Source organism: Pseudoalteromonas piscicida (genome assembly GCF_000238315.3).
GTDB lineage: Bacteria > Pseudomonadota > Gammaproteobacteria > Enterobacterales > Alteromonadaceae > Pseudoalteromonas > Pseudoalteromonas piscicida.
Window position 1 is genome coordinate 492,810 of record NZ_CP011925.1, and the last position, 23,370, is coordinate 516,179.

15 protein-coding genes are annotated in these 23,370 nt (G+C 42.4%); 9 read left to right on the forward strand and 6 right to left on the reverse strand.

Annotated features, from left to right (window positions below):
• Positions 1-12: 12 nt before the first annotated feature.
• Positions 13-651, forward strand: coding sequence for a LysE family translocator (locus PPIS_RS21745; RefSeq protein WP_010369690.1), 639 nt, complete (start codon positions 13-15; stop codon positions 649-651).
• Between the two features lie 331 nt (positions 652-982).
• On the opposite strand, the gene PPIS_RS21750 is transcribed toward PPIS_RS21745, so the two are convergent.
• Positions 983-3,274, reverse strand: coding sequence for an InlB B-repeat-containing protein (locus PPIS_RS21750; protein ID WP_010369688.1), 2,292 nt, complete (start codon positions 3,272-3,274; stop codon positions 983-985).
• Between the two features lie 166 nt (positions 3,275-3,440).
• Entirely contained in the window at positions 3,441-4,328 is an 888-nt protein-coding gene (locus PPIS_RS21755) for a LysR family transcriptional regulator (RefSeq protein ID WP_010369685.1), read from the reverse strand.
• Positions 4,329-4,428: 100 nt separating this feature from the next.
• Here PPIS_RS21755 and PPIS_RS21760 point away from each other — a divergent pair, with 100 nt between their 5' ends.
• The 4 genes from PPIS_RS21760 (at position 4,429) to PPIS_RS21775 (ending at position 7,357) form a co-directional block, all read left to right on the forward strand.
• A complete protein-coding gene (locus PPIS_RS21760) occupies positions 4,429-5,595 on the forward strand; it encodes an MFS transporter (protein ID WP_010369683.1) in 1,167 nt (388 codons plus the stop codon).
• Positions 5,596-5,678: 83 nt separating this feature from the next.
• Positions 5,679-6,206, forward strand: coding sequence for a GNAT family N-acetyltransferase (locus PPIS_RS21765; protein WP_081629140.1), 528 nt, complete (start codon positions 5,679-5,681; stop codon positions 6,204-6,206).
• 152 nt (positions 6,207-6,358) lie between these two features.
• Positions 6,359-6,829, forward strand: a complete 471-nt coding sequence (locus PPIS_RS21770) for an energy transducer TonB (RefSeq protein WP_010369678.1) — start codon at positions 6,359-6,361, stop codon at positions 6,827-6,829.
• A gap of 63 nt (positions 6,830-6,892) precedes the next feature.
• Positions 6,893-7,357: a GNAT family N-acetyltransferase gene (locus tag PPIS_RS21775; RefSeq protein WP_010369675.1), complete on the forward strand. Its 465-nt coding sequence runs from the start codon at positions 6,893-6,895 to the stop codon at positions 7,355-7,357.
• A 208-nt stretch (positions 7,358-7,565) separates the two neighbouring features.
• On the opposite strand, the gene PPIS_RS21780 is transcribed toward PPIS_RS21775, so the two are convergent.
• Entirely contained in the window at positions 7,566-8,483 is a 918-nt protein-coding gene (locus PPIS_RS21780; protein ID WP_010369671.1) for a DUF6236 family protein, read from the reverse strand.
• Positions 8,484-8,843: 360 nt separating this feature from the next.
• Between PPIS_RS21780 and PPIS_RS21785 the strand changes: the two genes are divergently transcribed.
• The 3 genes from PPIS_RS21785 (at position 8,844) to PPIS_RS21795 (ending at position 10,778) form a co-directional block, all read left to right on the forward strand.
• Positions 8,844-9,269, forward strand: coding sequence for a GNAT family N-acetyltransferase (locus tag PPIS_RS21785; protein WP_010369669.1), 426 nt, complete (start codon positions 8,844-8,846; stop codon positions 9,267-9,269).
• A gap of 650 nt (positions 9,270-9,919) precedes the next feature.
• Positions 9,920-10,468 (forward strand): GrpB family protein, encoded by a 549-nt coding sequence (locus PPIS_RS21790; RefSeq protein WP_276324804.1) that lies wholly within the window; start codon positions 9,920-9,922, stop codon positions 10,466-10,468.
• Positions 10,469-10,598: 130 nt separating this feature from the next.
• Entirely contained in the window at positions 10,599-10,778 is a 180-nt protein-coding gene (locus tag PPIS_RS21795; protein WP_019647291.1) for a hypothetical protein, read from the forward strand.
• Between the two features lie 253 nt (positions 10,779-11,031).
• Here the strand turns inward: PPIS_RS21795 and PPIS_RS21800 are convergent, their stop codons facing one another.
• A complete protein-coding gene (locus PPIS_RS21800; protein ID WP_010369663.1) occupies positions 11,032-13,638 on the reverse strand; it encodes an ExeM/NucH family extracellular endonuclease in 2,607 nt (868 codons plus the stop codon).
• A gap of 297 nt (positions 13,639-13,935) precedes the next feature.
• Between PPIS_RS21800 and PPIS_RS21805 the strand changes: the two genes are divergently transcribed.
• On the forward strand, positions 13,936-14,670 hold the full coding sequence (locus PPIS_RS21805; protein WP_021032516.1) for a substrate-binding periplasmic protein: 735 nt from the start codon (positions 13,936-13,938) through the stop codon (positions 14,668-14,670).
• Positions 14,671-14,772: 102 nt separating this feature from the next.
• Here the strand turns inward: PPIS_RS21805 and PPIS_RS21810 are convergent, their stop codons facing one another.
• Positions 14,773-21,927 carry an Ig-like domain-containing protein gene (locus PPIS_RS21810; protein ID WP_010369656.1) on the reverse strand — a complete coding sequence of 2,385 codons (7,155 nt, stop codon included), beginning with the start codon at positions 21,925-21,927 and terminating at the stop codon, positions 14,773-14,775.
• A gap of 393 nt (positions 21,928-22,320) precedes the next feature.
• A complete protein-coding gene (locus PPIS_RS21815; protein ID WP_010369653.1) occupies positions 22,321-23,280 on the reverse strand; it encodes an MBL fold metallo-hydrolase in 960 nt (319 codons plus the stop codon).
• Positions 23,281-23,370 lie beyond the last annotated feature (90 nt).

Sequence of the window (23,370 nt, forward strand, 5' to 3'; positions counted from 1 at the left end):
CAATATTAGAGAATGAATGTGGAGATAACAAGCTATATAGTTTTGGGATTGTTAATCGTTGTAAGTCCCGGCGCTGACTTTGTTTTGGTGTTAAAAAACAGTATTAACAATGGAAGGAAAGCCGGGTTATTGACCGGACTTGGTATCGGGATAGGTGTCTGTATTCATATTACTTACTCAATATTGGGAATTGGTCACTTATTATCACAGAACATAATATTGTTTAGCATGATTAAATACGCGGGTTCAGCCTACTTGATTTACTTAGGGATTACAGGCATCTTTTGTTCAAAACTTAAATTTGATTGCAAGACTGTATCGATATCGCTGCAGAATGACAACGCACGCAAATATTTTACACAGGGTTTTCTTTGTAATATGCTGAATCCAAAGACAATGCTGTTTTTTCTAAGTATATTTAGTCAGCTTATCTCCCCGCACAATGATAATAGTTCATACTTTGCGTTGATTTATGGGCTATACATTTCTGTATTACATATCTTGTGGTTCTGTTTGATCGCATTTCTTGTCACTTCTGAAAAAGTATTATCTGTTTTTCAAAGAGTTGGAAACAGAGTTAATCAAACCTGCGGTGTCGGACTTGTAGTCTTTGGGGCAACTCTAGCGTTCACGAACTCAACAAGCTCGTAAAGCAAAGCTTCCATGCCACGCTGAACAAAGAAACGAAAAAAGTTGGTGAGCTTTCAAACACCACTCCATAGCTATCAGTCATAAGGAAATGTACGGTGATTTCTATACTACGATCTGCTATTGAGTAATTACGTTAAATTAAAATGGGCCAGAAATGGTTGGATGAACGGCCGCTTTGTAGAATGAAGGTAACATTGATAGTGTGATTACGTCAAAATCGCTTGGTACTTATACCGTCAGTATCTCTTGGTAATCACACTGCTATAGCTAAATAGAATAGACTCAATCGGCTACTTGGTTGAGTCTATTCTTCCCTTAAGATGTTTTCCAGTTAGCGCGAGCGTAATGTTCTGCGTCTAATTGCAACCATGACGCTACTCAGTAGAATAAACAAGTAGCCGAACGCACCACCTGAACCGCCTTTATCCTCCTTATCGGTCGTCGTTGGCGTTGAGTTCGCTTTGTACTGTGCTTTTACAACCAGCTCACTGGTGACTTGGTCAAAAGCTAGATCCCAACCGGTAAATGTATAACCATCTCGTTTTGGCTCAGTGGGCGGCGTTGCTGCTTGTCCATGAGCAATTTCTGCTGCTTTGATGACGGTGTCATTCCAATCCACAAACTTCACTTGATACTTGTTAATCTCAAATTGTGCCGTAATGGTAAGATCTTGATTGACATCATTAAAGTCGGTATTCCAGCCTGTAAATGTATAACCTTCCCGAGACGGAACTTGAGGAGCCGTTGCAGCACTATTTTCTTCAATAGTTTGAGTAGAAAGCACGCTTCCATCCCAGTTCTTAAACACGACACTAAATTGCTGTGGTTCATAGCCTGTTACCTGAAATGTGACTTTGTTGTCTGTGTAGTCTAATTCAGGGGCTTCTGATGAAAAGCGAACAGTTGGTGCAAACACGTCAGCTTCGCTTGGCGTTACAGTAAATGAAACTTGAACAGATTTAATATCAGACGCGCCAGAAAAACTACAGAAGCGACTGTTACTCAGGTCGATGCAGTTAACTGTATATCCTTGATCTATAGAATGGAAATCCAATTTGACTGCGGCGTCAGCATCAAGGTAGAGATCAAATAGGCGCGGTAAACTGGACAATGTGTTTTCAGTTATTTCTAGCGTAACTTGGTTGCTTGCTCCCGTTTTTACCTGTGTTGCTCCCGTTATATTCTTCACTGAGATTTCACTGATCAGCTCTTCATCAACAAAGATATAAGGCGTGGCGCCTAACGTTGTTAATTCTCGGGCTTTCGCTCCTTGGCTATAAATGCCAGCAGAATCTATTTGAATGTTGGCATCTAACTGCCAGACACCTTGACCTTTTTGCAAGTCATCATTGCTGAAATTTAGGCTTGTAGTGCCAACAAACGCATTCTGATCACTGCCTTGTTGCCACTGTTCTATGGTGAAGAGTTTATCTTTTGCCTCGGAGCCTTCCGGTGCCCTGAGAGAATAGTAACCTTTGGCGATGCCAGATATATCTGAAGCCGTGACGGTTAAAGTAACGTTTTGCTCACCATTCGTTGAGTTTAGCTGGTTTGATGAGAAAGCAATATGGTCGATACTTGGTGGTACAATATCTAGTTCGGTTTGATTTTTAACCGTAATAACGGAAGGTAGACCGAGCTGATTAAAGTGGCCTCGATTGTAAGCGCCCATATTTCCATTGCTATCAGTGAGCATCGCAGAGGCAACAAACCATTCACCTGGTAGATCTTTATTGGTAAAGGTAAAAGAGTAATTCGAACGATAAACTCCTTCGACATCCGTTTCTTGCCAATCAGATGACTCAGCCTGTTTTATCGCAAGTGATTTATACTGGCTAGGTGGCGAAACCCTAATTACACCTTTAGACATTGTTGATTGGTCATAAGCTTCTACGGCTATATTAACCGTTTTATCGCCTGTATTTACATTAACTTCAGTGTCTGAAATCGTAATAGATTTTATTTCAGGGTTAACGCCCTCAGAGACTTTATCATTCGCGACGATGATATGTGGGTTAAAGCCCGCAGCTTCAATTTCACTCTCGCGTAGCCAAAATCGGACAGCGTTGTTTACGTCAAGTATATGACCTAGGGTTAAAAACCATTTACCATTAACGTCGGCATCGGTAAAAGTGAAACTGACCTTACTTTCGTAAACCCCCGGCTCGTCTGTTTTCTGCCAATTCGCGGCGGCAGCTGATTTATTGTCACCCCAACTAAATCCTGTCGGAGGCGATAAATAAACGCGTGTGCCTTTTACACCGCTTTCATCATAAAACCTTAATGTAATATCAACGGTTTTGTCACCGTCGTTGACGTTAACTGAGTTGGAGGTTAAGTGGATTGATCTTAACTCTGGTGGGTTTCGTTCGGTATCAGTTGTAGTTTTTTGTTCTTGGTAGCAGTGGGTATTGAGTACATCCAACATAGACTCGGCGGGCAATAAATTGTCACTTTTGCCATTTTCAGCATTTGCCATTAGTAATTCAATTTTTGTATCACAATCTATTTTTGGGTTAGTGATGGTATCTAAACTAAGCGGTTGGCTCGCTTGCGCATTCATTGCTACTAGCCCAGAGACTAGCGTTGCCAGTGTGGTTTTCTTAAAGAGATTAAAACTCATTGTTAGTCCTTTAAAGTCATTGTGTATAGCACTATTTAGCGAAATGCTCGGTTAGTACCTTTTAGCACTACAAAATTGAGTAAACACCCTAAATTACCATAGGGCTCTAAATCTTTAGAGGCTTTTTTGTACTTAAATTGTGAACATATGTGAAAGCCAATCTTCTCTACTTTGTTGAGTTAAGGTGATTTTTAAGGTGTTCGATAAAAAGTTGGGTTTTATAGGGGGTGTAGTTTGTCTTGGGGTAATACGCCCATAATTGTTTTGTTTCGGATTTTACTTCAGGTAATACAGGTATGAGTAAACCTTGGTCGAGCTCCCTTTTCACATAGCTAGGCGCAATAAATACCAGTCCCAAACCTTGTACTGCTGCTGTCAGCATAGCGTCGAGTTGATCAGAGACAAAGTTATAGTTGTCAAACTGGAAGACATCGCCATTTTCTAAAATAATCCCGCCTAGTTTGTGGTAATAACTGCTTAACAACATTTTATGTTGGCGCAGATCATCAAGGGACTTGATAGGCTCATGTTGTTTGAGATAGTGAGGAGCACCAAAGATCTGCATTTGATAATCAATGAGTCGGCTGCCTTTATGAGAGGCTGAGTCAAAAGCTTCATAGTAGCGTGTGATCACTAAATCGTGAGTAAGATCTGGGTGTGCGCCAGGGGCGATGACATTAAGGTGAATTTTTAATTTGGGATATTTGGCTAAAAATGAGGCGATATTTGGCATTAAAATGGTGCTGCCTACCGCGAGTGTTGAAGCGATTTTTAAGCTACCAGATGGCGCTTGATTCAGTGCTTGTCCGTGATCAGTTAAACATTCAAACTGCGCTAGCCATAGAGAAGCCTTCGGTAAGAAGTGCTCCCCAGCCTCAGTGAGATTGACTTGGCGAGTGGTACGAATAAATAGCGTTAAGCCAAGTTGTTGTTCTAGCCAGTCAATTCGCTTGCTCACTGCAGACGCTGAAACCCCCTCTTCATCTGCGGCACGAGTAAAACTGCCAAACTCTACAACTTTGCTAAAACTCCGCACTCCGGTTAGCCAATCCATTAATTATTTCCTAGCAAGAATAAGTGTTTTTATTATTACCTTGTTTTTTGGATATTAAAAGCTCGATAAAATCATCCTCTGTAAATTCAAGGGGGTTGACGTGTTTCAAGTTGTGTTTTTAGCTGTTTTGCTGATGTCTTGCTCTCAGCTCGCAAGCCAAATTTACATTCCTGTTTTACCTAATATCACGGATTCCTTACAGCTTACGCCTAGTCAAGGACAAGCAGCAGTAATTAGCTATTTCACTACACTAGGAGCTGCGCAACTGCTGGTTGGGCCGCTACGAGATAAGTTTGGTGATAGACCTTTATTTTTTAGTGGGCTGGGTATTTTGCTGTTAGGGACGGTTTTTTGTTCTATTGCATCTAGCGCCGAGGTATTTTTTATCGGTCGAGTGTTGCAAGGCATTGGTGCTGCGTCGCCGGTGTTAATTGGTCGAACGCTTCTTGCTGCTAGATTATCAGGTAGTGAACTTAAAAGCGCGATGGCGACGCTATCAATGTCGGTGAGTGTTACTGCTATTTGCAGCCCTTTTTTAGCTGGCGTTTTATCTTGTTGGGTAGGGTGGCAGGGGATGTCATGGTTTGCGTTCGCTTACTATATTTTGATACTGATTTATGGCTATAAAACTATGCAGCAGAGCAGTAAAATTACTATGTCGTTACGGCCAAAAGCGCTCTTTAATGAATATCAAAATCTATTGCTAAATCGCTCGTTTATTTCCCTCGCGTCGCTCAAATGGTTGCCTACTTTTTTGTATCTCACCATTCAACTGTATCTGCCGTTTTTATTGGCACGGCAGTTTGGCTTGGAAGCCAACGCAATAGGTCAGGCGATGATGATCCCCATGTTTGGTTTACTCATAGGGTCAATATTAACTAAGGTATTGCAGCGCAAGCGCACTTATTTGGATATCGTGATTTGGACTTGGCCGGCGCTCGTTGTCAGCGTGTTATTGCTGCTATTTGCAAGTGGTAGTGCGCTTGCTGTTTTGCTTGCTTATGCTGCGATTATGTTTGTATTTGGCGCTTATTTTCCAAGCTACATGCACCTTATTGGCGTTTTACATCCAGAGAAAGCAGGAACAGCAAATGCGCTAGTCGGCGCGGTTGAGCTGTTATTTTTTTCTTGCGTGGCATGGCTGGTCAACAGATGGCTACTAAGTGGCGTCGAGTCACTCGCGGCACTCGTTTTTGGTTGTGCGCTGTTACTGTTTATAACCTGGCGGCATTTACGCACTGTCCTTATGCCGGTTTGTAAAGAGTAATAGAATGCAGCGCTTCTGAGACATAGCGTTCATCTATGAGACTGGTGGCTATGTATGTGATCTTAGGGTAGGGAAAAATAACAATGCAGTTTGAAACAGAGCGTTTATCCATAAGGCGAATGACAATGGATGACTTAGATGCGGTTTACAGCCATCGGAAAAACCCAAATACGTCAAAATATATCGGTGCGCCTGCCACACTCGAGTCGGCAAAAGAGAGGCTAATTCAAGCTTGCCAACCTTGGAAAGGTGCGGTCGATGAGCGCTTGATCCTTGCGATCGTTAAAAAACCACAAGCTCAACTTATTGGTGAACTCGTTTTTAAATATGTAGATGCAGGAAAAAGGGTCGGTGAGATTGGCTTCCGATTAGCTGAGGCCGAAATTGGCAAGGGTTATGGGGAAGAAGCCGCAACAGCACTGATAAAGGAGGCTTTTCAAAGTCTTTCTGTAGATACCATTCAGGCCATATGCGCTGTAGGCAATCAACAATCGCAGCGGTTGATGCTGAAGCTAGGGATGAAACGCAAAAACCGTCTAAAAGCCTTTTTGGATATAGGCGGTGAAAAGCATGATATCTATGTCTATCAATTAAATAGTCAGAGTTGCTAGATAAGAAAATGATTAAAAGTTATTTTAAAACAATGAGTTGGCTCTCTCCTTATCTAAACTTCCAGTTAAATAGAAATTAACTTTAGTTTATGAAGCTTGACCTGTAAAAGGGAACTAATTACAGTGCTTGATTTTAAAGGACTAAACGTGACATGAAAAGAATAACCTTCCTGGCGTTGCTGTTACTCTCTGGATGTCAAACTAGTAACACTTCTGTACCGTTAACAGCTGAAGAGCTAAAACATATTCGCTATGTAGATATGCGACATTTACCCATCAAAACTCAAGCGGATGGTTATTGGATTCAAAAACGCCGGATAGAACCCATATATCCAATAGAGGCGGCCAAAGATGGGATATCGGGATGTGTTTCTTTGACGTTAGGTATAACCCCAGATGGGAGAGTGGGAAGCTATAAAATCACCAGCAGTTATCCCGAGGGCGTTTTTGATATCAGCGCACTTCAGGCTATTAAAAAGTGGCGTTGGAACCCCGATGATAGTAACCCTGCGCGTCAGGCTATATTAATCGATGCGAAGCTTGATTATTTTGTAATTCAAGGGCAAAAAAATTTGGATGAAGCAAAGCGAAACTGTAAATTCACCTCCATTCCGGGGCGTTAAGCGTAGCGTTTTACTGCATAGCGCGCGAACGTATCCGCGCTTTTATGATTTGAGGCAATTAAAATGGAATTTGAACTTTTAGCGCAGCACAAAGCGCTGATACCAATTATTGCTAAGTGGTACTTTGACGAGTGGGGGAGCATTGTTGAAGAGGCTTCTGTAGAGCGTTTTGAGCAAAAGCTTTTAGACTACCTTAACGAGTCAGCCATTCCTTGTGTAATCGTTGCACTTGATGGCGACACAATCGCAGGAGTCGTGCAGCTTAAATTTCATGAAATGAGCATCTACACAGATAAAGAGCACTGGATTGGTGGTGTATATGTGGACAAGCCCTATCGTGGAAATAAACTAGCGTCACGCTTAGTCAAAGAAGCGGAGCGACTTGCCATTAAATTCGGTGTCAAAACGTTATATTTACAAACGGAACACCCAGAAGGTGGACTTTATCGGAAACTCGGCTGGCAACCGCTCGAAAACGTCAATTACCGAGGCGTTGATGTGGTGGTGATGAGCAAAACAGTAGTTTAGTTAAACAAGCTAGATTGTACGCTCAGGTATAAGGCTTAATAAAATCCGACTGTCTCATATGTGCAAAACTAGATCGTTCAACAGCAACTTATTATTTTAAATCCAATTGCGATAACGGACGTTCATCCAACTTGTATTTGGACAGAAGCAATTTAGAGCCGAATGTCCGCGTTTACAACTTTGTTATAACGCATTTTCACGGCTATAGCTACAGTGAAACAACACCGATTTCGGAAGCTTTAACTAGATATGACAAATGCTTATTGTCTTCATGTATAGGTGACTTTGTAGGCTTGATATCAACCTTAAGACCCGATAAAAAACCAGCGGCAGTTCCAACTAAAGTAGCTACTGGAACTGTATATCCAGTTAATATATCAACGGTTTGACCTGCGGCAGCGATCGTTGGTGCAACTTTAGCTCCCAATCCCATAAGACCACCGCCTGCTGAGTAATTAATAATATCTTTAAAGTTTAATGAGTATTGGGGCTCCACGGAAAATTTGTTGAAGAACCCAAAACGCTCTTTACTAACTCTATCCAGATTATTAATGGAATCACTCAGATTTGAAACAGTCATTTTCCCTGCCAGCGACTCATCCGGTGAATTTAGTATTTCTACATATATGCCATCAAGAGCTTCGTGTAAGGCTTTTAATTCCGATGAACGACGCTCTTTAAACTCAAGAATGTCATTAATATTTACGTCTGCAGTTGGTACTGGCAGTGCATTAGCTAGGTTTATTCTAAGTGTATTTTTAAAACTAGATGTTTTCTCTGTTAAAAATATTTGTTCAGCGTTGTGCTGGTGTAACACCCAATCCGTAGTACTGTCCTTGTAGAACATTTCTGCAATTTTACATTGTTCTTCTATTATAGCTCGAGCTATTTGCTGGTCGTGAAATGAGCCGACTAATTGAGATCTAGGTCTATACAACTTACCGCTACCTAGTAAGTCTTGTTCGTCAGGTATTCCAAATGAAACCAAATTATTGTCCGGAACAATAAGCTTATCCCAATACAACAAGTAATAGCGGATCATTTCTGGGGTAATTGCACTACCCACACTAAAGCCAACCATATGAAACTTAAAGCTCATTGGCGCAGCTATAACACCTCTTTCCATAATATTTCGTGTATCTCCAATTTCCAACTGTGTTATAACAATTTAATATAGAGCGATTGGGTCGTTTTTCTACAGCAATCTGTCTCGTTTTTGTCCCATGACTATTGATAGCAAATTTAGGAAGTACTTACCAGCATTGAAGTTACGTTACAATGATCTAAATGTGTACAATCAAATAGCAGACACCCACCAAAGCATAGATACAAATTATGGTGGGTCTCAGGGTTAGTCATTAACGAAGTATGCTCTCACCCTGGCCTCTTTACCAGCAAAAGATATCACACATAAACCAAAAATAACTTTATTAACCAATCACATAAGGTATTATAAAATTCAAAATACACTTAAAAGGATTAAGTTATGAAAATTCGATATTCTAGCTCAACTAAAAACATAGATTGGAAAAAAGTAAGTGAATTGTTTGAATCTGTTGGTTGGGAAAAACGCAGCCCTGAGCAACTGTGCAAAGCATTCACGGATAGCACATTTAAATATTTTGCCTATGATGGAGATAATTTAATCGGTTTAGGTAGAACAGTGGATGATGGTTGCTTTTATGCTTGGATTGTAGATTTGGTAATTCACCCTGAATATCAAGGAAGAAGAGTTGGAGCTAATATTTTAAATGAATTAGAAAAAAACTTGAGCTCATACTTAACAACGATGCTCACCGCTGCTCCTGGTAAAAGTGGGTTTTACGAGAAGTTAGGCTGGAAAAAGCAACGTTCCGCCTATATTTTCCCTAGATCAGACGAACAATTGAAAGAATTTGTTTTATCAGAATAAAAATTAATGATATTTGGGGCTGAGCACCTATCAGGCGCTTCTGTGGCAGGATAGTTCTCACTCCAACTATAAAAGTGTCATTTTAAGCAGTAGAGCCGAATGCTAAAATTAGCAGGGGAAGCCGACATCAGTCGGCTTTTATGGCATTTTTGAAAATCCGAGTTTTTCAGAATCAACTAAGTAACCTGATGATTCTATACAAACAAGTAAAGCAGCTTAATCTATTGTAATTGAGTTGCTTTAAATCGGTTCTCTTTTCTTTTCATGACGCGACTATAATTCCTTAGGAGCTAGCACTTCTAAGGTTAAAAAATTAATACTTCATCCAAAGAAAAAAGGCATGATAAATACGGATATAATTGTGGTGGTCAACAGTACGGCTGCAGACTCATCCAGGGTGAGAGCATACTTCGTTAATGACCATTAATCGAAGATAAGCTCTGCCCTGAACCCACCGTCAAAGCTGGCCCGAATTCACTTACCACGTATCGAATCTTTACGGCCTGTGTGCTGCTTTACTAGACAAGCAGATAGCAGACACTCACCATAATATAAATGCAAATTATGGTGAGTGTCTGTGTTAGCCCATACTTCAATAGTGCATTTATCGCGGCGTTTATGTGGTAGTGATGATTATAGCTTTGCTTTAGTTGTATACTGTTCAAAACCAAATCGAAAGCAATTACAGGACCTTCCTTTCAATAGCAGACCAAGCTATTTCACTTTCTAAATATAATCAAGATTGGCAACGGATGTTCCAAGATGAAAAGCTAAGATTAGCGCCTTTGCTTTGCCCCTGGGTTGAAGGTGGTATTGAGCATGTGGGTAGTACAGCGGTGGTTGGTATGGTTGCTAAGCCGGTGATAAATATTATGGTGGGTGTTAAGTCGCTAATAGCGTCAAAAGAAGCCATCCAAGTGCTCACTCAACACGGTTATTGTTATTACCCCTATAAAGCTGACGTAATGCACTGGTTTTGCAAACCAACGCCTGAGTTTAGAACTCATCACTTACATCTTGTTCCCTTCGATAGTGCACTTTGGCAAGAGCGCATTTCTTTTAGGGATAAATTAAGAGCGTCATCAGATTTAAGAGCTGAGTACTGTGCGTTAAAGCAAAGATTAGCGCAACAATACAAAGATGATCGTGAGCAATATACTCAACAAAAATGGCCTTTTATTAGCCGGGTATTAGCTTAACGGTGGTTGAAATTCACCCCGTGTTACTTTACCAAGTATGAGTAAGCTGATAGCTTCAAAGTACCAGTCTCTTGAATGAGTTATTTAAGTCGATTGGCAAATCAAAAAATCATTGATAAGGAATATAAAAATGAAAATTAAGCTCAAGAAAAGTAAGCTTGTAGAACTTTCGGTAAATAGTAAGGCACTTAATAACAAATATACACCGATGATTGCCGGTGGTGATACAACAATCCAGCCCCCTTTGATCACTAACGCACAAGAATGCCCTATACGCACGCAGACCTGCACAAAAATAGGTTTATGCTAATTAACCTGAACTGCGGATAATTAATGCCTTTCTAGCAGCCAGTTTTAGCGTTAACTGCGTTGAATTCACTTCCAATAGCCAGCTATTGGTGCGTAAATTCGCCTTGTTTTCCCTAAAACTCTCTGGCTAGACAAGGAAAAAACTAAGTTGTGCTTTAGCAACAATGAGTTGGAACATTCCTTATCCAAACCTCAGGTTAATTAATCTTAAAAGAAAGGGAAGCTAATTGCTTCCCTTTACCATGGTTATTACTTTAATTCGCTTTTGTTGCTTTATATTTGATAGTTACATTGTAGTAAGGGAATAAGCCGCGCAGGCGGAAATTCCATTTACCTTCCGCAGGCTCGTCAAATACACAGCTTTCTTCACTCCCCCAAAGGTATGGACGACAGTCGTACTTGAAGAAGTTTGGCATTTTCTTATGGCGCACATATAAGTCTGCTTCGCCTTGACCTGTGATTGATACTTCTAGTTTATCAAAGCCCGCTGGTAGCTCGATTGAGCGATGTTGCCACCAGAACCAACCTGCAAGGCCTGTAAACTCGCCTTCAATAATTGTCGGCTCTTTAGCAAGGTTAAGGTCGATAACTACTGGGTCATGATCCGATGCGCGATAAGCGTGCGCCGCATAAAGACTCGCTTTGTGAGTATCTGACTTGTACTCAGTGTTGTAATCTAGCGCAACGGGTTCGTCAGCATTGATATGCCAATCCGTTACTGACTTTACTTTTTCCATCATCGTGTTTGAAGCAAAGGCGTGATCTAGGCTACCGATACGTCCTTGATACACGTATGAATAATCTAAGCTATTGCCATGAAGCGTTTGCTTGATGTTGGCATAACCATTCTCGACATAGGTGTTGATTGGATCTTCCTGAGCGTACGCGTTCATGTCACCTAGAATAATCACATCATCTTCTGCAACTCCCGTCGGATTTGTGCCAAGCCAAGTCGCTAGGGTATTAACCGCTGTGACTCGAGTTTGGTTCCAACAACCCTGACCATCATTTTGGTCTTGATCTAAGCCCTCAGCTTTTGAACAACTGCCTTTAGAGCGTAAATGGGCCATTACCACAGTGAAGATTTCTTCACCGTTTGCCTCTTTGAAAGTTTGTACGACAGGAGGGCGGTTACCGTAATCAAATGGTACTGCTTCGGTAAATGCTGGCGTGCCTACTTCAGCTACCTTGTTACTACGATAGATGATACCGGATGTAATTGCATCCCCACCCACTTGGTCAACATTAAGGTTTACAAATGCATAAGTGTTAGCAGAGTCTACTGCATTTAAAGCGTTAACGAGGTCGGCAATCGCACTAAACTCACCAAAGCCGTCATTTTCTACTTCAAGTAGACCGATGATATCGGCATCGAGCGCTGAAATTGCGGCAACCGTTTTTGCTTTTTGACGTTCAAACTCTTCTAGATTGTCTGCACCACGTGACGTTGGGAAGCCTGCACCTTGACCATCACCATTGAAGTAGTTTAATACGTTGAAGCTAGCAATACGTAAATCTCCACGCACTTCTACCTGAGGTGCTTCTGTACGTAGATTAGTATGAACAAAGTTTGGTGTTGGTGTTGGGTGAATACGGTATTGGCTATAACCATATCCCATTACACCCTCAAGGCCCGTCACAGAATCGCCCAGTCGTAAGGTGTTATAGGCATCAAGTGTGGGTGATGGGTAAGGAATAACCTCAGGGTTTTGTACTGATGAACCATCATCAAGTAAAATTTCTTTGCGCTTGTTCTCTGCTTCTAGCTGGTTTGCTGCATCACCAGGAGTTGCTACTTGAGTGCTTTGATACAAACGTTCAGTACCTAAGCGTACTTCGCCGTAACGTGCAAGTCCGTATGTATCGTTAACGACCAACTCATTTGAAATCGAAACCAACATGCCTTCGTAGGCTTCAAGACCATTCTCTGCAGGTAAAGTAACGGTAGTTGCTGAAGCCGTTGCAGAACCGCATAGCTCAATTGCGTCGACGTTAATAAGTTGAGTTTGACCATACTTCTCTTCAACTTTACCACGTAATTTAACCACATCGCCTGTGCTTACTGGTGTTGCAGTATATACGACAAAAATACCTTCGGACGTATTACTATCAGCATCATAGTCAGTGCTTTCTTCTTGAATGAAGAAGCCGCCAAGCCCTGCATCTGATTGCAGGCTTGCAGTGACAACAGCTTGAACTTCAACCGTCTCTCCAGCTAATGGGCTTGCATCGCCTGCGCCCTGAATGGCACTGATCAAGGTATTATTTTCGCCACAGATAACAGGCTCTGGCTCAGGTACGTCACCGCCATTAATGTGGATACCTAGGTTGCTAAAATCGTCTTTAGCAAGTGCAAGCCATTGTCCAGCGCCAACAAATGCAGAAGTTGCATCGGTGCGGCCAGTGGTTATTGCAGGATCTCTGACAAGCGTTTTATCTTTTGTTCTAATATCGCCATCAATCCATTCACTACCTGGGTCGACACCAACCTGACCTAGGCTATCAACAACTGCACCATTGCGCGTAAGCGTAACGGCGTCATCACCATTAAACCAGCTACTTGTGTTTGTTAACTGTGCCTTTGCGATGATCTCTGCTGCGGAGTCAGCATGAGCAATAACATAAGTTGATTTAGCTGCAAGTTTACCACTTAGTTCTATATTCGTGCGAGCTTCTGTTGCGCCATTAAAGAAAAAATTGACTGAGTAACCAGTTAGATCGACAGCTTCGTCACTACCATTGTAGAGCTCAATGGCTTTGTTATAACTGCTACCTTCAACATACTCAGAGATAATCACCTCTGCTTGTGCATTTAGGCAAGCTAATGCAATAGCTGAAGCTAGGATAGATTTTTTAATCATTTTTTATTTTCCCGTGTATTAGAATTATCCGAATTTTTATTCGGACGCAGTATTTTAAGCGCTATTGATGACAATTCAATTAAACTTCACTGTTTGTTTACATTGGTTTACACTAAATTGTGTGTTGAAGGACAAAAGTCGTTGAATTTTATGCCATATTCAAACGTTGCCTGTGAGCAATTATGTGTATATTTCGAGATGCAACGGTTGCGCTATACTCAATTAGGATCGGAGCAAGTATTTGTAGCAAAGTTGCCAGTCAACTTAGTTTGAAAGTGAAGGCGGGAGTGCGTAAACATGGCGATAAAGAGTGTAAAACAGTCATGCCTTCTGTTTATTGCCCTGTCATGCACATCATCGGCAAATGATGCCATAGTGGGAGCACATAATGTTTGGCCTCCCTACGTCATTAACGAACATTCCGGTTTTACTGTTGATTTAGTTCGCGCGGCATTTAAGGCCGAGAATCAAGATTTTGAAATGCTCATTATGCCATTCAGTCGTGCCATGCGAATGGTTGAAAAAGGGCAGGTCGATATGATCCCCGCTTTATGGCGTTCTGAAAGTCGCGATGAACGCTTTATTTTTAGCAATGCTTATTACAGTAATAGGCTGGTACTTATTTCACGTACAGAGCCAACCATTCATTTTAAAGAGTTGGACGATCTTAAAGGACTAAGTGTATGTGCTATTCGGGGCTTTCGTTCTGAAATTGCACTCGCTCAGATCCCACAAATTCGCCTAGAAAAGCTCACAAACCTGACTTCCTGTTTGTCGCTTCTCAATAAAGCGCGAGTAGATGCTGTAGTTAGCGACGAGCTTGCTTTTGTGTATTTACAATCTCAACACGCTGAATTTCACAGCTTCAAAGTACATCAACCGACCATAGCACAATGGCCGCTCCATATTGGCGTTAGCAAATCTTATCCGAATGCAGTAGAAATAATTGAGTTGTTCAATAAAGGTTTGATACAACTTAAGACGAATGGTATTTATCAGGCAACACTTAAAAAGTATCATTTAGATGAGTGAATAAACTAGCATACTCGCTTCTGTTAGTACTGTGTTTTATCGCAAAAAGAAGGGGTGATGAAGCTTAACTTCATCACCCCTTATCGTGAGGTTGTTAACCTGTTAACGCACAGTAGCTTGCCAACGGCGAACTACAGCAAGTGCCAGACAGACCCAAATCAACCATAATGGCATACTACCGCCATCACTCTTGTTCGTGACGGTATCGGTAGGTGCTTTGTTGACAGTAATATTCACACTACCTTGGACACTTGCCTCACCATCTGTGATTGTGTAGGTAACGGTTTCACTGCCAACAAACCCAGCATTTGACTTATAGGTTAAGCTGTAATCGGCATTAACTGCGACACTACCGTGCTGTGCTGTTGCTTCAGTTACTTGCAGCGTATCGCCATCGCTATCACTGTCGTTTGCTAGCACATTAATGGTAATTGGCTTTCCTGAAACAACCGTTGCAACATCGGAAACCGTTATGGGAGCCGTATTGGCAACTACAGTAATTACTACGCTCGCTCCCGCGGTTCCTCCATTACCATCAGTTATGGCGTAATTCAGAGTATCTACTCCTATATATCCTGCGTTTGGTGTGTAGTACAGGGTATTATCTGAATTGATCTGTACTTCGCCAAAACTGGCTGACGCATTTGCTATGGTAAGCATATCTCCATCAGCATCAGTGTCATTCGCTAAAACGTCAATAGTAATATTGGTGTTCCACTTCATACTAATTGAATCGTCTAGGGCTACAGGCATCTGATTATTTGAGAGTAGTACACCCACACCACCTGGGTCTACGATACTGCCATTTGCTTCTCCATCGTCATCATTGATACCACCATCTTCTATCTGAAGTTGCACACACCAATGTCCTTCAGTCAGTCCTGGTGACCAATTTTCATCTCCTGGAGGAGGACAAATGCCAGGTTCACCTTCTGCACTAAAGACAAGGTTATTTGCGTCTTCTACAAAGTTCACCCAAAGGCCTGATGATGCTTTAAACTTACGGTAAACGGCATCTCTTGGGATAGGTAGGCGTTGTGGCATCACTAATTGATACACTTGACCTGCTTTAGGTAATCCATAAGCGATAAAGTCAAACAAGCCGCCAGTGATTTGCGCATCATCATCGCTGCCCAGTTGTGAGTTACCCTCGTCATCTGTCATCAGTAGGCCACCAGTTTCACCACTCGCGGTAAACTCGCCCTTACGTAAACAGACTCCAGGGTTACCTTCAACTAAGAAGCCATCCTGTGTAACCACTTCTTGAGGCATAACATTACACTCGGTGATCGCATCTTGGAAATCAGGGATCCCGTCACCGTCGTCATCGGCATAACCTTCTTGGCTGTCAGGGATGAGATCGCCATCGGTATCTTCCGTATCAGATAATTGCTGCAATGATTGGGTCACTTGGATAAATACGCTATCACTATCTTGTGCACTACTTGAGTCTGTTGCTGTGTGTGTCACCTTGTAAGTGCCTGGTTGTAGATCCTGCGGGTTAAAGCTCAGTTGCAGTGTATCTTCCGTATATTGATCGGAAGTCATGCCCGTTACTTTCCATGTGCTCGCCACAGTATCACCAACATTTGGATCACTTACCGTTGCAACGACAGATACAGTTCCTTCATCTTGGCTAACGGTTAGCCGGTTTTGGTCATTCTGAGTCACAACTAGCGAGACTTCAGGCGCAATATTTTGTTCACTCACAGTAATAGTGGTTTCTCGTTTTGCGCCAAGATTAACACCGCTATTCAAGCTGACCGTGATCGTTTCATCACCCTCAAACTCCCCATCTGCAACAGTTTGAATTGAAATGTTGGCTTTCGTGCCCGAGTTTATTGTCACCGAGCCGCTACTCAAGTCATGATCCACACCAGATATTGCGCTACCTGTTACGGTATAATCGACTGTTACTGGATATTGTGGAGCAGGGCCATTTAGTAGCACTTGAATGTCTATCTTAGCGCCTTCAGCAATGGTTCTATCTTTACTCAACGACACTAGCGGATTAACTCTCAACAGCTGTTGATCGGTTCCTAAATTACCGTTTGCATCTGTTGCTTGCCAGTAGACGTTATGTACTCCCGGTGCAAAAATGGTTTTACCTTCTGTTAGCGTAACAGGTAAAGGCTCACCGCTGCTATTGAGTGCTGTCGCAGTACCCAAGTTCACTTTGGTGAATAGGCCTGTAGCATTAACTTCTAGATCGGCTGGGGCGGTGACAACAGGAGGTTCACCATTGACTGCACCACTTATTTCTAACAGCGCACTTGCCTTAGCTCGACCACCATGACCATCACGAATAGCGTAATTCAGAGTAACAGCGCCTGCGAAGTTACTTGGAGCGGTGTACTGTAGTGCATTGTCGACTACGCTTGCGCTGCCTAAACTTGCCTTGACGCCTTCAATAATAAGGGTATCACCATCAACATCGGTATCATTGGCTAACACATTCAGGGTGAACGTATTGTTGGCACTACCATCAAGTTGGAAGTTATCGTTATTGGCAATAGGCAAATCATTTACAGCTGTGATAGTTAATGTAACGGTATAGCTATCACTTTGTAGCTCTCCATCGCTCACTGAATACGTAAAGCTATCGTCACCATTGAAGTCAGCTCCTGGTTGATATACCCAGCCTGTACCACTGCTGGTTAATGAACCATTTGTCGGCTGACTACCAATTGTCAGCGTTAAGGTATCATCTTCGGCATCTTGTAACGTCGGCAGAATAGTCAAAGAAGTATCTTCTTTAACGCTGAGCGAGAGGTTCTCACCCGTTGGCGCTGTGTTTTCAGCAACCACTTCAAGGTTAAATGCTGGTAAACTCGCATTGTCAGTGCCATCACTAACGCTGATTTGAATACCGCTAGTCGTACCAATATCTGTCTCTGATGGTGTACCAGAGAGTTCACCGGTTGATGCTGAGAATATTGCCCAGCTTGGCTTATTCGTGATCGTAAAGTTTAGCGTGTCCTCATCTTCATCTGTTGCTGCTGGTATAAAACTATAGGTTTCCCCGACAGTGACTTTCACACCGGGTGTACCACTGATAGTTGGCAAGCGATTGATGTTGACCACGCTTAGTGTGAAGTTAAGGTTTGCGCTTTCATTACCATCACTGACATTGATTGTGATGTTGTATTGCTCACCACCATCATTAAAGGTAGGAGTACCAGTTAGTGTACCCGTTGTACTACTGAATGTTGACCAATCAGGTGCATTGGTAATGCTAAAGGTAAGATTATCATTATCCTCATCGGAAGCACTTGGGGTAAAGCTATAAACTACTCCTTCATTTACCGTAGAAGCAGGTGTTCCACTTATTGTGGGAGCTCGATTCACATCGTTTACGGTGATAGAAAATGTCAGGTTTTGAGTTGCACTACCATCACTTACCGTGATGACAATACCACTGTAAGTACCCGACTGATCGAAGTCTGGAATTCCCGTTAGTGCTCCAGTCGTCGAACTAAATGATACCCAACTTGGCTGATTAGTAATGGAAAAACTCAGGTTGTCATTATCAGGGTCGCTTGCCGTTGGTGTGAAATTATAAACACCACCTTCAAGTACCGAAGTAGACGGAGTACCACTGATAGATGGTGCCCGATTCACATTTACAACATTAATATTAAAGCTTAGCGTTTGTGTTGCGCTGCCATCGCTGGCCGTTATTACAATACCGCTGTAGTCACCTGCGTCAGTAAAACTTGGCGTGCCGCTCAGGGCTCCTGTGCTGGTACTGAAGGTAGCCCAACTTGGCTTATTGGTAATACTGAAAGTAAGCGTATCTCCATCAGGATCAGAGGCGGTTGGAGTAAAGCTATAACTACTATTTTCATTAACGCTGGTCGCTGGTGTTCCACTAATACTTGGTGTACGGTTTACATTGACGACAGTAATATCAAAATTTAAGGTATCGCTGGCTGTACCATCACTCACTGTAATAACAATACCATTGTATGCACCAGCATCGGTATAACTAGGTGTTCCCGTTAAACTACCAGTTGAGGTACTAAAAGTTGCCCAGCTTGGTTTATTTGTGATGCTAAATGTTAAGGTGTCGTTATCTTCGTCAGTCGCAGTAGGTGTAAAGCTATATGCAACATTTTCGTTAACGGTCGCCGCTGGGGTACCGCTGATAACCGGTGCTTTATTTAGCTCAACTACAAAGCTAAAGGTTTGATTGGTTATAGCGGTAACACCGTCTTCTAAGCCATCCTCTAGTGAAAAGACAAAACTGTCACTCGCATTTTGAGAGTCGTCGTGGGTATAAAAGAGATTACCACTCTCAATATCAGCTTGTGTGAATGTACCATTGCTGCCGAGTGCTTCACCGCTGTCTAAGCTGTCATTACTGTTGGCATCTACAAAGAGGCTTCCGTGGCTTGGTAAGGTAGTTACCGTATACGTTAAACCTGTACCGCTATCATCCACATCGCTTGCAGACAGAGCAGAATTCGTGATGTTTATCGTTGTGCCTACATCAAGCGTTAAACCCGTATTCGTTGCGACAACGGGCGCATCATTAACGTTTGTAACCGTAATGGTGAAGCATTGCTCACTAGTCTCAGTACCGTCGGAAACAATTAAACAAATATAGTGATCGCCAACATCGTCGTTGGTCGGTGTACCTGTTAAGGTCGTTTCAGCAGGTGATATCTTTCGAATACGATGGTTACCTGTATCTGCAACGTACACAACGTCATTACTGTCAACCGCAATACCATAGGGTTGACTAAAGCGTGCCACACTTACTAGGCCGTCGGTATTTCCTGAAGCCCCTGCGCTTCCTGCATAGGTTGTTACCACTCCAGTACTGGTGATTTTACGAATGGTGTGTGCAGCTTGCTCGGTTACATAAAGGTTATCTGCGCTATCTGCGGCCACATCATAAGGTTTATTAAAGCTTGCTTGCGTTCCTGTACCGTTTGTTGAACCTGCAGAGCCTGTGCCTGCAAAAGTGGTTACAACACTTGCCGAGGTGACTTTACGAATAGCGTGATTGTTGCGGTCAGCAATAAATAGGTCGTTATTGCTATTACTGCCACCATTATAAGGGAAGTTGAATGTTGCAGATGTTCCCGTTGCGTCCGTAAATCCCGACGAATTTTTACTACCTGCAAATGTAGTTACGACGCCTGCAGGTGTAATTTTACGAACAATATGAGGGTTTGTCTCTACGACATAAAGATTCCCGTTGCTGTCAATAGTAATCCCAGTTGGTGCTGCGAAGGTTGCGGCCGTACCCGTTCCATCATCGCTACCGTAGGTGCCGCTACCAGCAAAGGTCGTTACTACACCTGCTGGCGTAACTTTACGAATATTATTGTTAGAAGAATCTGCAACGTAAACATTACCAGATGAATCTAGCGTAACGGCTTTGGGGAAGTTAAACGAAGCTGCGCTTCCTGTTCCGTCGTCAGAGCCTGCACTTCCAGAACCAGCTAGTGTCGTTACTACCCCTTCAGGGGTTATTTTACGGATAACATGGTTACCATAGTCAGCGACGTACACGTTACCGTTACTGTCGGTTACCAAGTCATACGGCGATTTAAACGAGGCGGCAGTGCCTGTACCATCTGCATAGCCCGAACTTTGACCTGCAAGGGTCGACACCGTTGCCTCTGTGCTTGTGTTTAAGCTTAACCAGCTAGGAAGCGGAGTACTAGCCGAGACGGAAACGGTGACTGCGTCTTTGTCTGGGTCGCTAGTTGTCACTGAATATTTGTATACTGAATCCTCAGTTGATGCAGTGACCGCTGTAGAAGTAAAGGTTGGCTTATCGTTGACTGCCGTGACGTTTACTGTGCTGGTTGCGGCACTACCATCAACGGTACCATCATTCGGCGTAACCGTAAGCGTCATCGCCGTTGTAGCGTCTGCTGCCGTGGTAATGTTGAGTTTAGTCGTCACATCGAGGTAGGTATTAAGCGCAGCCGCCGACCCACTTAATGTCATACTTGCGGTACCACTTCCAGCTATTGTGACGCTGCTCACTGTACCATTGCCATCAGTGCTTGCGATGGTGCCGCTGTCCAGCGCTAAGGTGACTGTTAAGTTGTCATCTTCTCCATCAGCTAACGTTACTGCAGAGAGATCAATCGTTGTCGCGACATCTTCTGTCACAGTAAAACTTGTTGGTAAATTGCTAATTGTAGGAGCTGTGTTGGAGATATTAGCGTCTAGATAGGCTGACTCATGCCATGCAACACAGATAAAGTTGATAGCGTTATTACAGGGGATACTACCAATTAATGCATACCAGCTGCCATTTTGATTGACTATTCCTTTGACGCTACTTGAGGATGAAGTACCTCCTGAGCAGTTGCTTGCGGTACTTAGAGTGCCATTGGATTCTGAAAAGCTCCAAAAGTATTTTACGTTTCCGGAATTTTCTAGTATGTCGGACGGGGTGCTGAACACATTACTATTAAGAGCGCTAAGTGTGCCGTTGACAAAGTCATCCCAGTTAGTGTCAGCAAGCTTAACGCCCCCGCTATTATAGACATTGACACTAGGCATACTGTAATTGGTGTCAAGGCTGGCAATATCATCTGATGCAGTGAATGACATAACTGCGTGTGCGTTGACGGGTCCATTACTTACAGCGGTTGGCGCTGAACTATCAATTATATTGTTTAAACGGCTATGCTTGCGTATAAATTTACTTTTGCACATTGCATCAGCATTCGCTCTGGCTTCTGCTGCAGTTGCACCAAAGTTACCATTACTCAATTCGCTTGTTTGGTCGGCGTAGTCAAATACCATGAGTTTATCTGAAGCAGGCAACGTTGTGCCATTACTAACATAGTAGGCCTCAAATACTTCAGGTTTAATACGGTTACTCGCCGGTAACAACGAGACAACACCATTGTAGCTGGCAAGGTCACCTCCAGAGAGCGTAACATGGTAAATCGAGCTATTACCCGAGTCGACGGTGACTTGTGTGACTGATGCGGTTGTTTTACTACCTGTGTCAACAGTTGTGTTGTTGTCAGTGTCTTTCTCATCACCTAGTATCGTAAAGTCACTGGCAGTTGGTGCAACGGTATGTGCATTAACAAACGTGACTTTAAAGACCAGTTCATCAGCATTTGTCACTTCATCTGATGGCGTGAGTCGTTCGACTTTCTTCCAATTTTCGAGTGCAAATGCGGATGAGGTTAAGGCGAAAAATATACTGCCAGCTATGCAGTTGTTAGAGACAATCTTACGAACACGGCTTAAAAGTGAGCGCTGTGTAATCATAGTGACCCCTGAGTGTTTCAGTTACTAGGTTGATAACATTAATAGAACTGCTTTGAATGACATCTTTGTGGGTTTTTTATACAAAGATGTCATTTGAGTGTAGTTGATGTTTTGAAGCCTAGTATCGACAGTTATTAAAAACCGTCACCTAAAGCAGGGACTTATAGGATTTTTGTTTTTATTTTTGCAATTGTTTTTTTTTCGTAAAAATTTAATAGAACAAATTTATTAACAATATTTCAATGTAATTTGATGAATAAAGTTATTAATTGGTCGGGTTTAATATCGTTCGTTTTGTTAATGTCAATTATTGGGTTGGCGTTCATTTTTGACTAGAGGAGGCTGGCTGTGTTGTTACTTTCAAAGCTACATCAACTTCCTCTGTTGTTATATTTATGTTATTGGAGAAAACTGAAGCCGCTGTTTATCAATCATCATTTCCAATAGGTACGAAATACTGGTATCAAAATCTTGATACGCTTTACCGAACTTTGTACGCAATGTAGCTTGTAATGATTCTTGTATCTTTGCTGGCGTTGTACCTTTTACTAGTGCTTCATGTACTGCATTCGAGGCATAAGTTAAAAATTGAATATCTCTAGAAACTGATTTCACCGAGGTATTTTCCCCGTGTCCGGTTAGTACGAGGAGAGGGCTTAATTGCTCCACTTCTTTGAGTACCGAAATGAGCTGGGTAATGTTACCTCTAGGTGTCATGATGGGCATAAAGTTGGAGTTTACTACGTCACCACCAATTAGAATGCGTTGTTTGGGTAGCCAAAGCATAACATCACCTGGCGAATGGCCATCGTTGGCGAATACAAATTCAACTTCAGTATCACCAAAAGTACGGGTTTGTTGATGTAAAATGATTGAGGTAGGGATGACGAGTGTGCTCTCACCAGTTGCGCCTTTAGTCATATTAAAAAATGCCTTAACATCAACCGGTCCATCGCTTTTCATCGTCTCAGCGGACAAAGAGGTGGAGATAAGCTCTGCACCGAGCTTTGCAAAAGCGGCATTACCAAGCCAATGATCGGCATGGCTATGAGAGTTGACTACCCAGCGAATTGGCTGTTCAGTTACACGTTTAATTGCTGCGATAATAGCGTTACCAATGTGCTCGGATGAACCAGAATCGAACACTAACACACCTTGAGTCGTAATAATAAAATGACTGTTTGAATTCCACCCTTTATTTTCAACTGTTGGTCTGCCATAAAAAGGAGATATTACGCTATAGACATTCTTTGAGACCGAAACGGCTTCTAACTCAAGTGATTGAGATTGTGCACTGACGTGAGCACAGAAGAGCCCAACAATCATGAGCCCTGATTTGATTCGATTTAGCATCGTTTATCCATATTGTTATTATTTATATCAGTGCTTGAAGCTGTCTACTTCAAAGACCAATTGAAACTACATTTTCTCCAAACTGAGTTC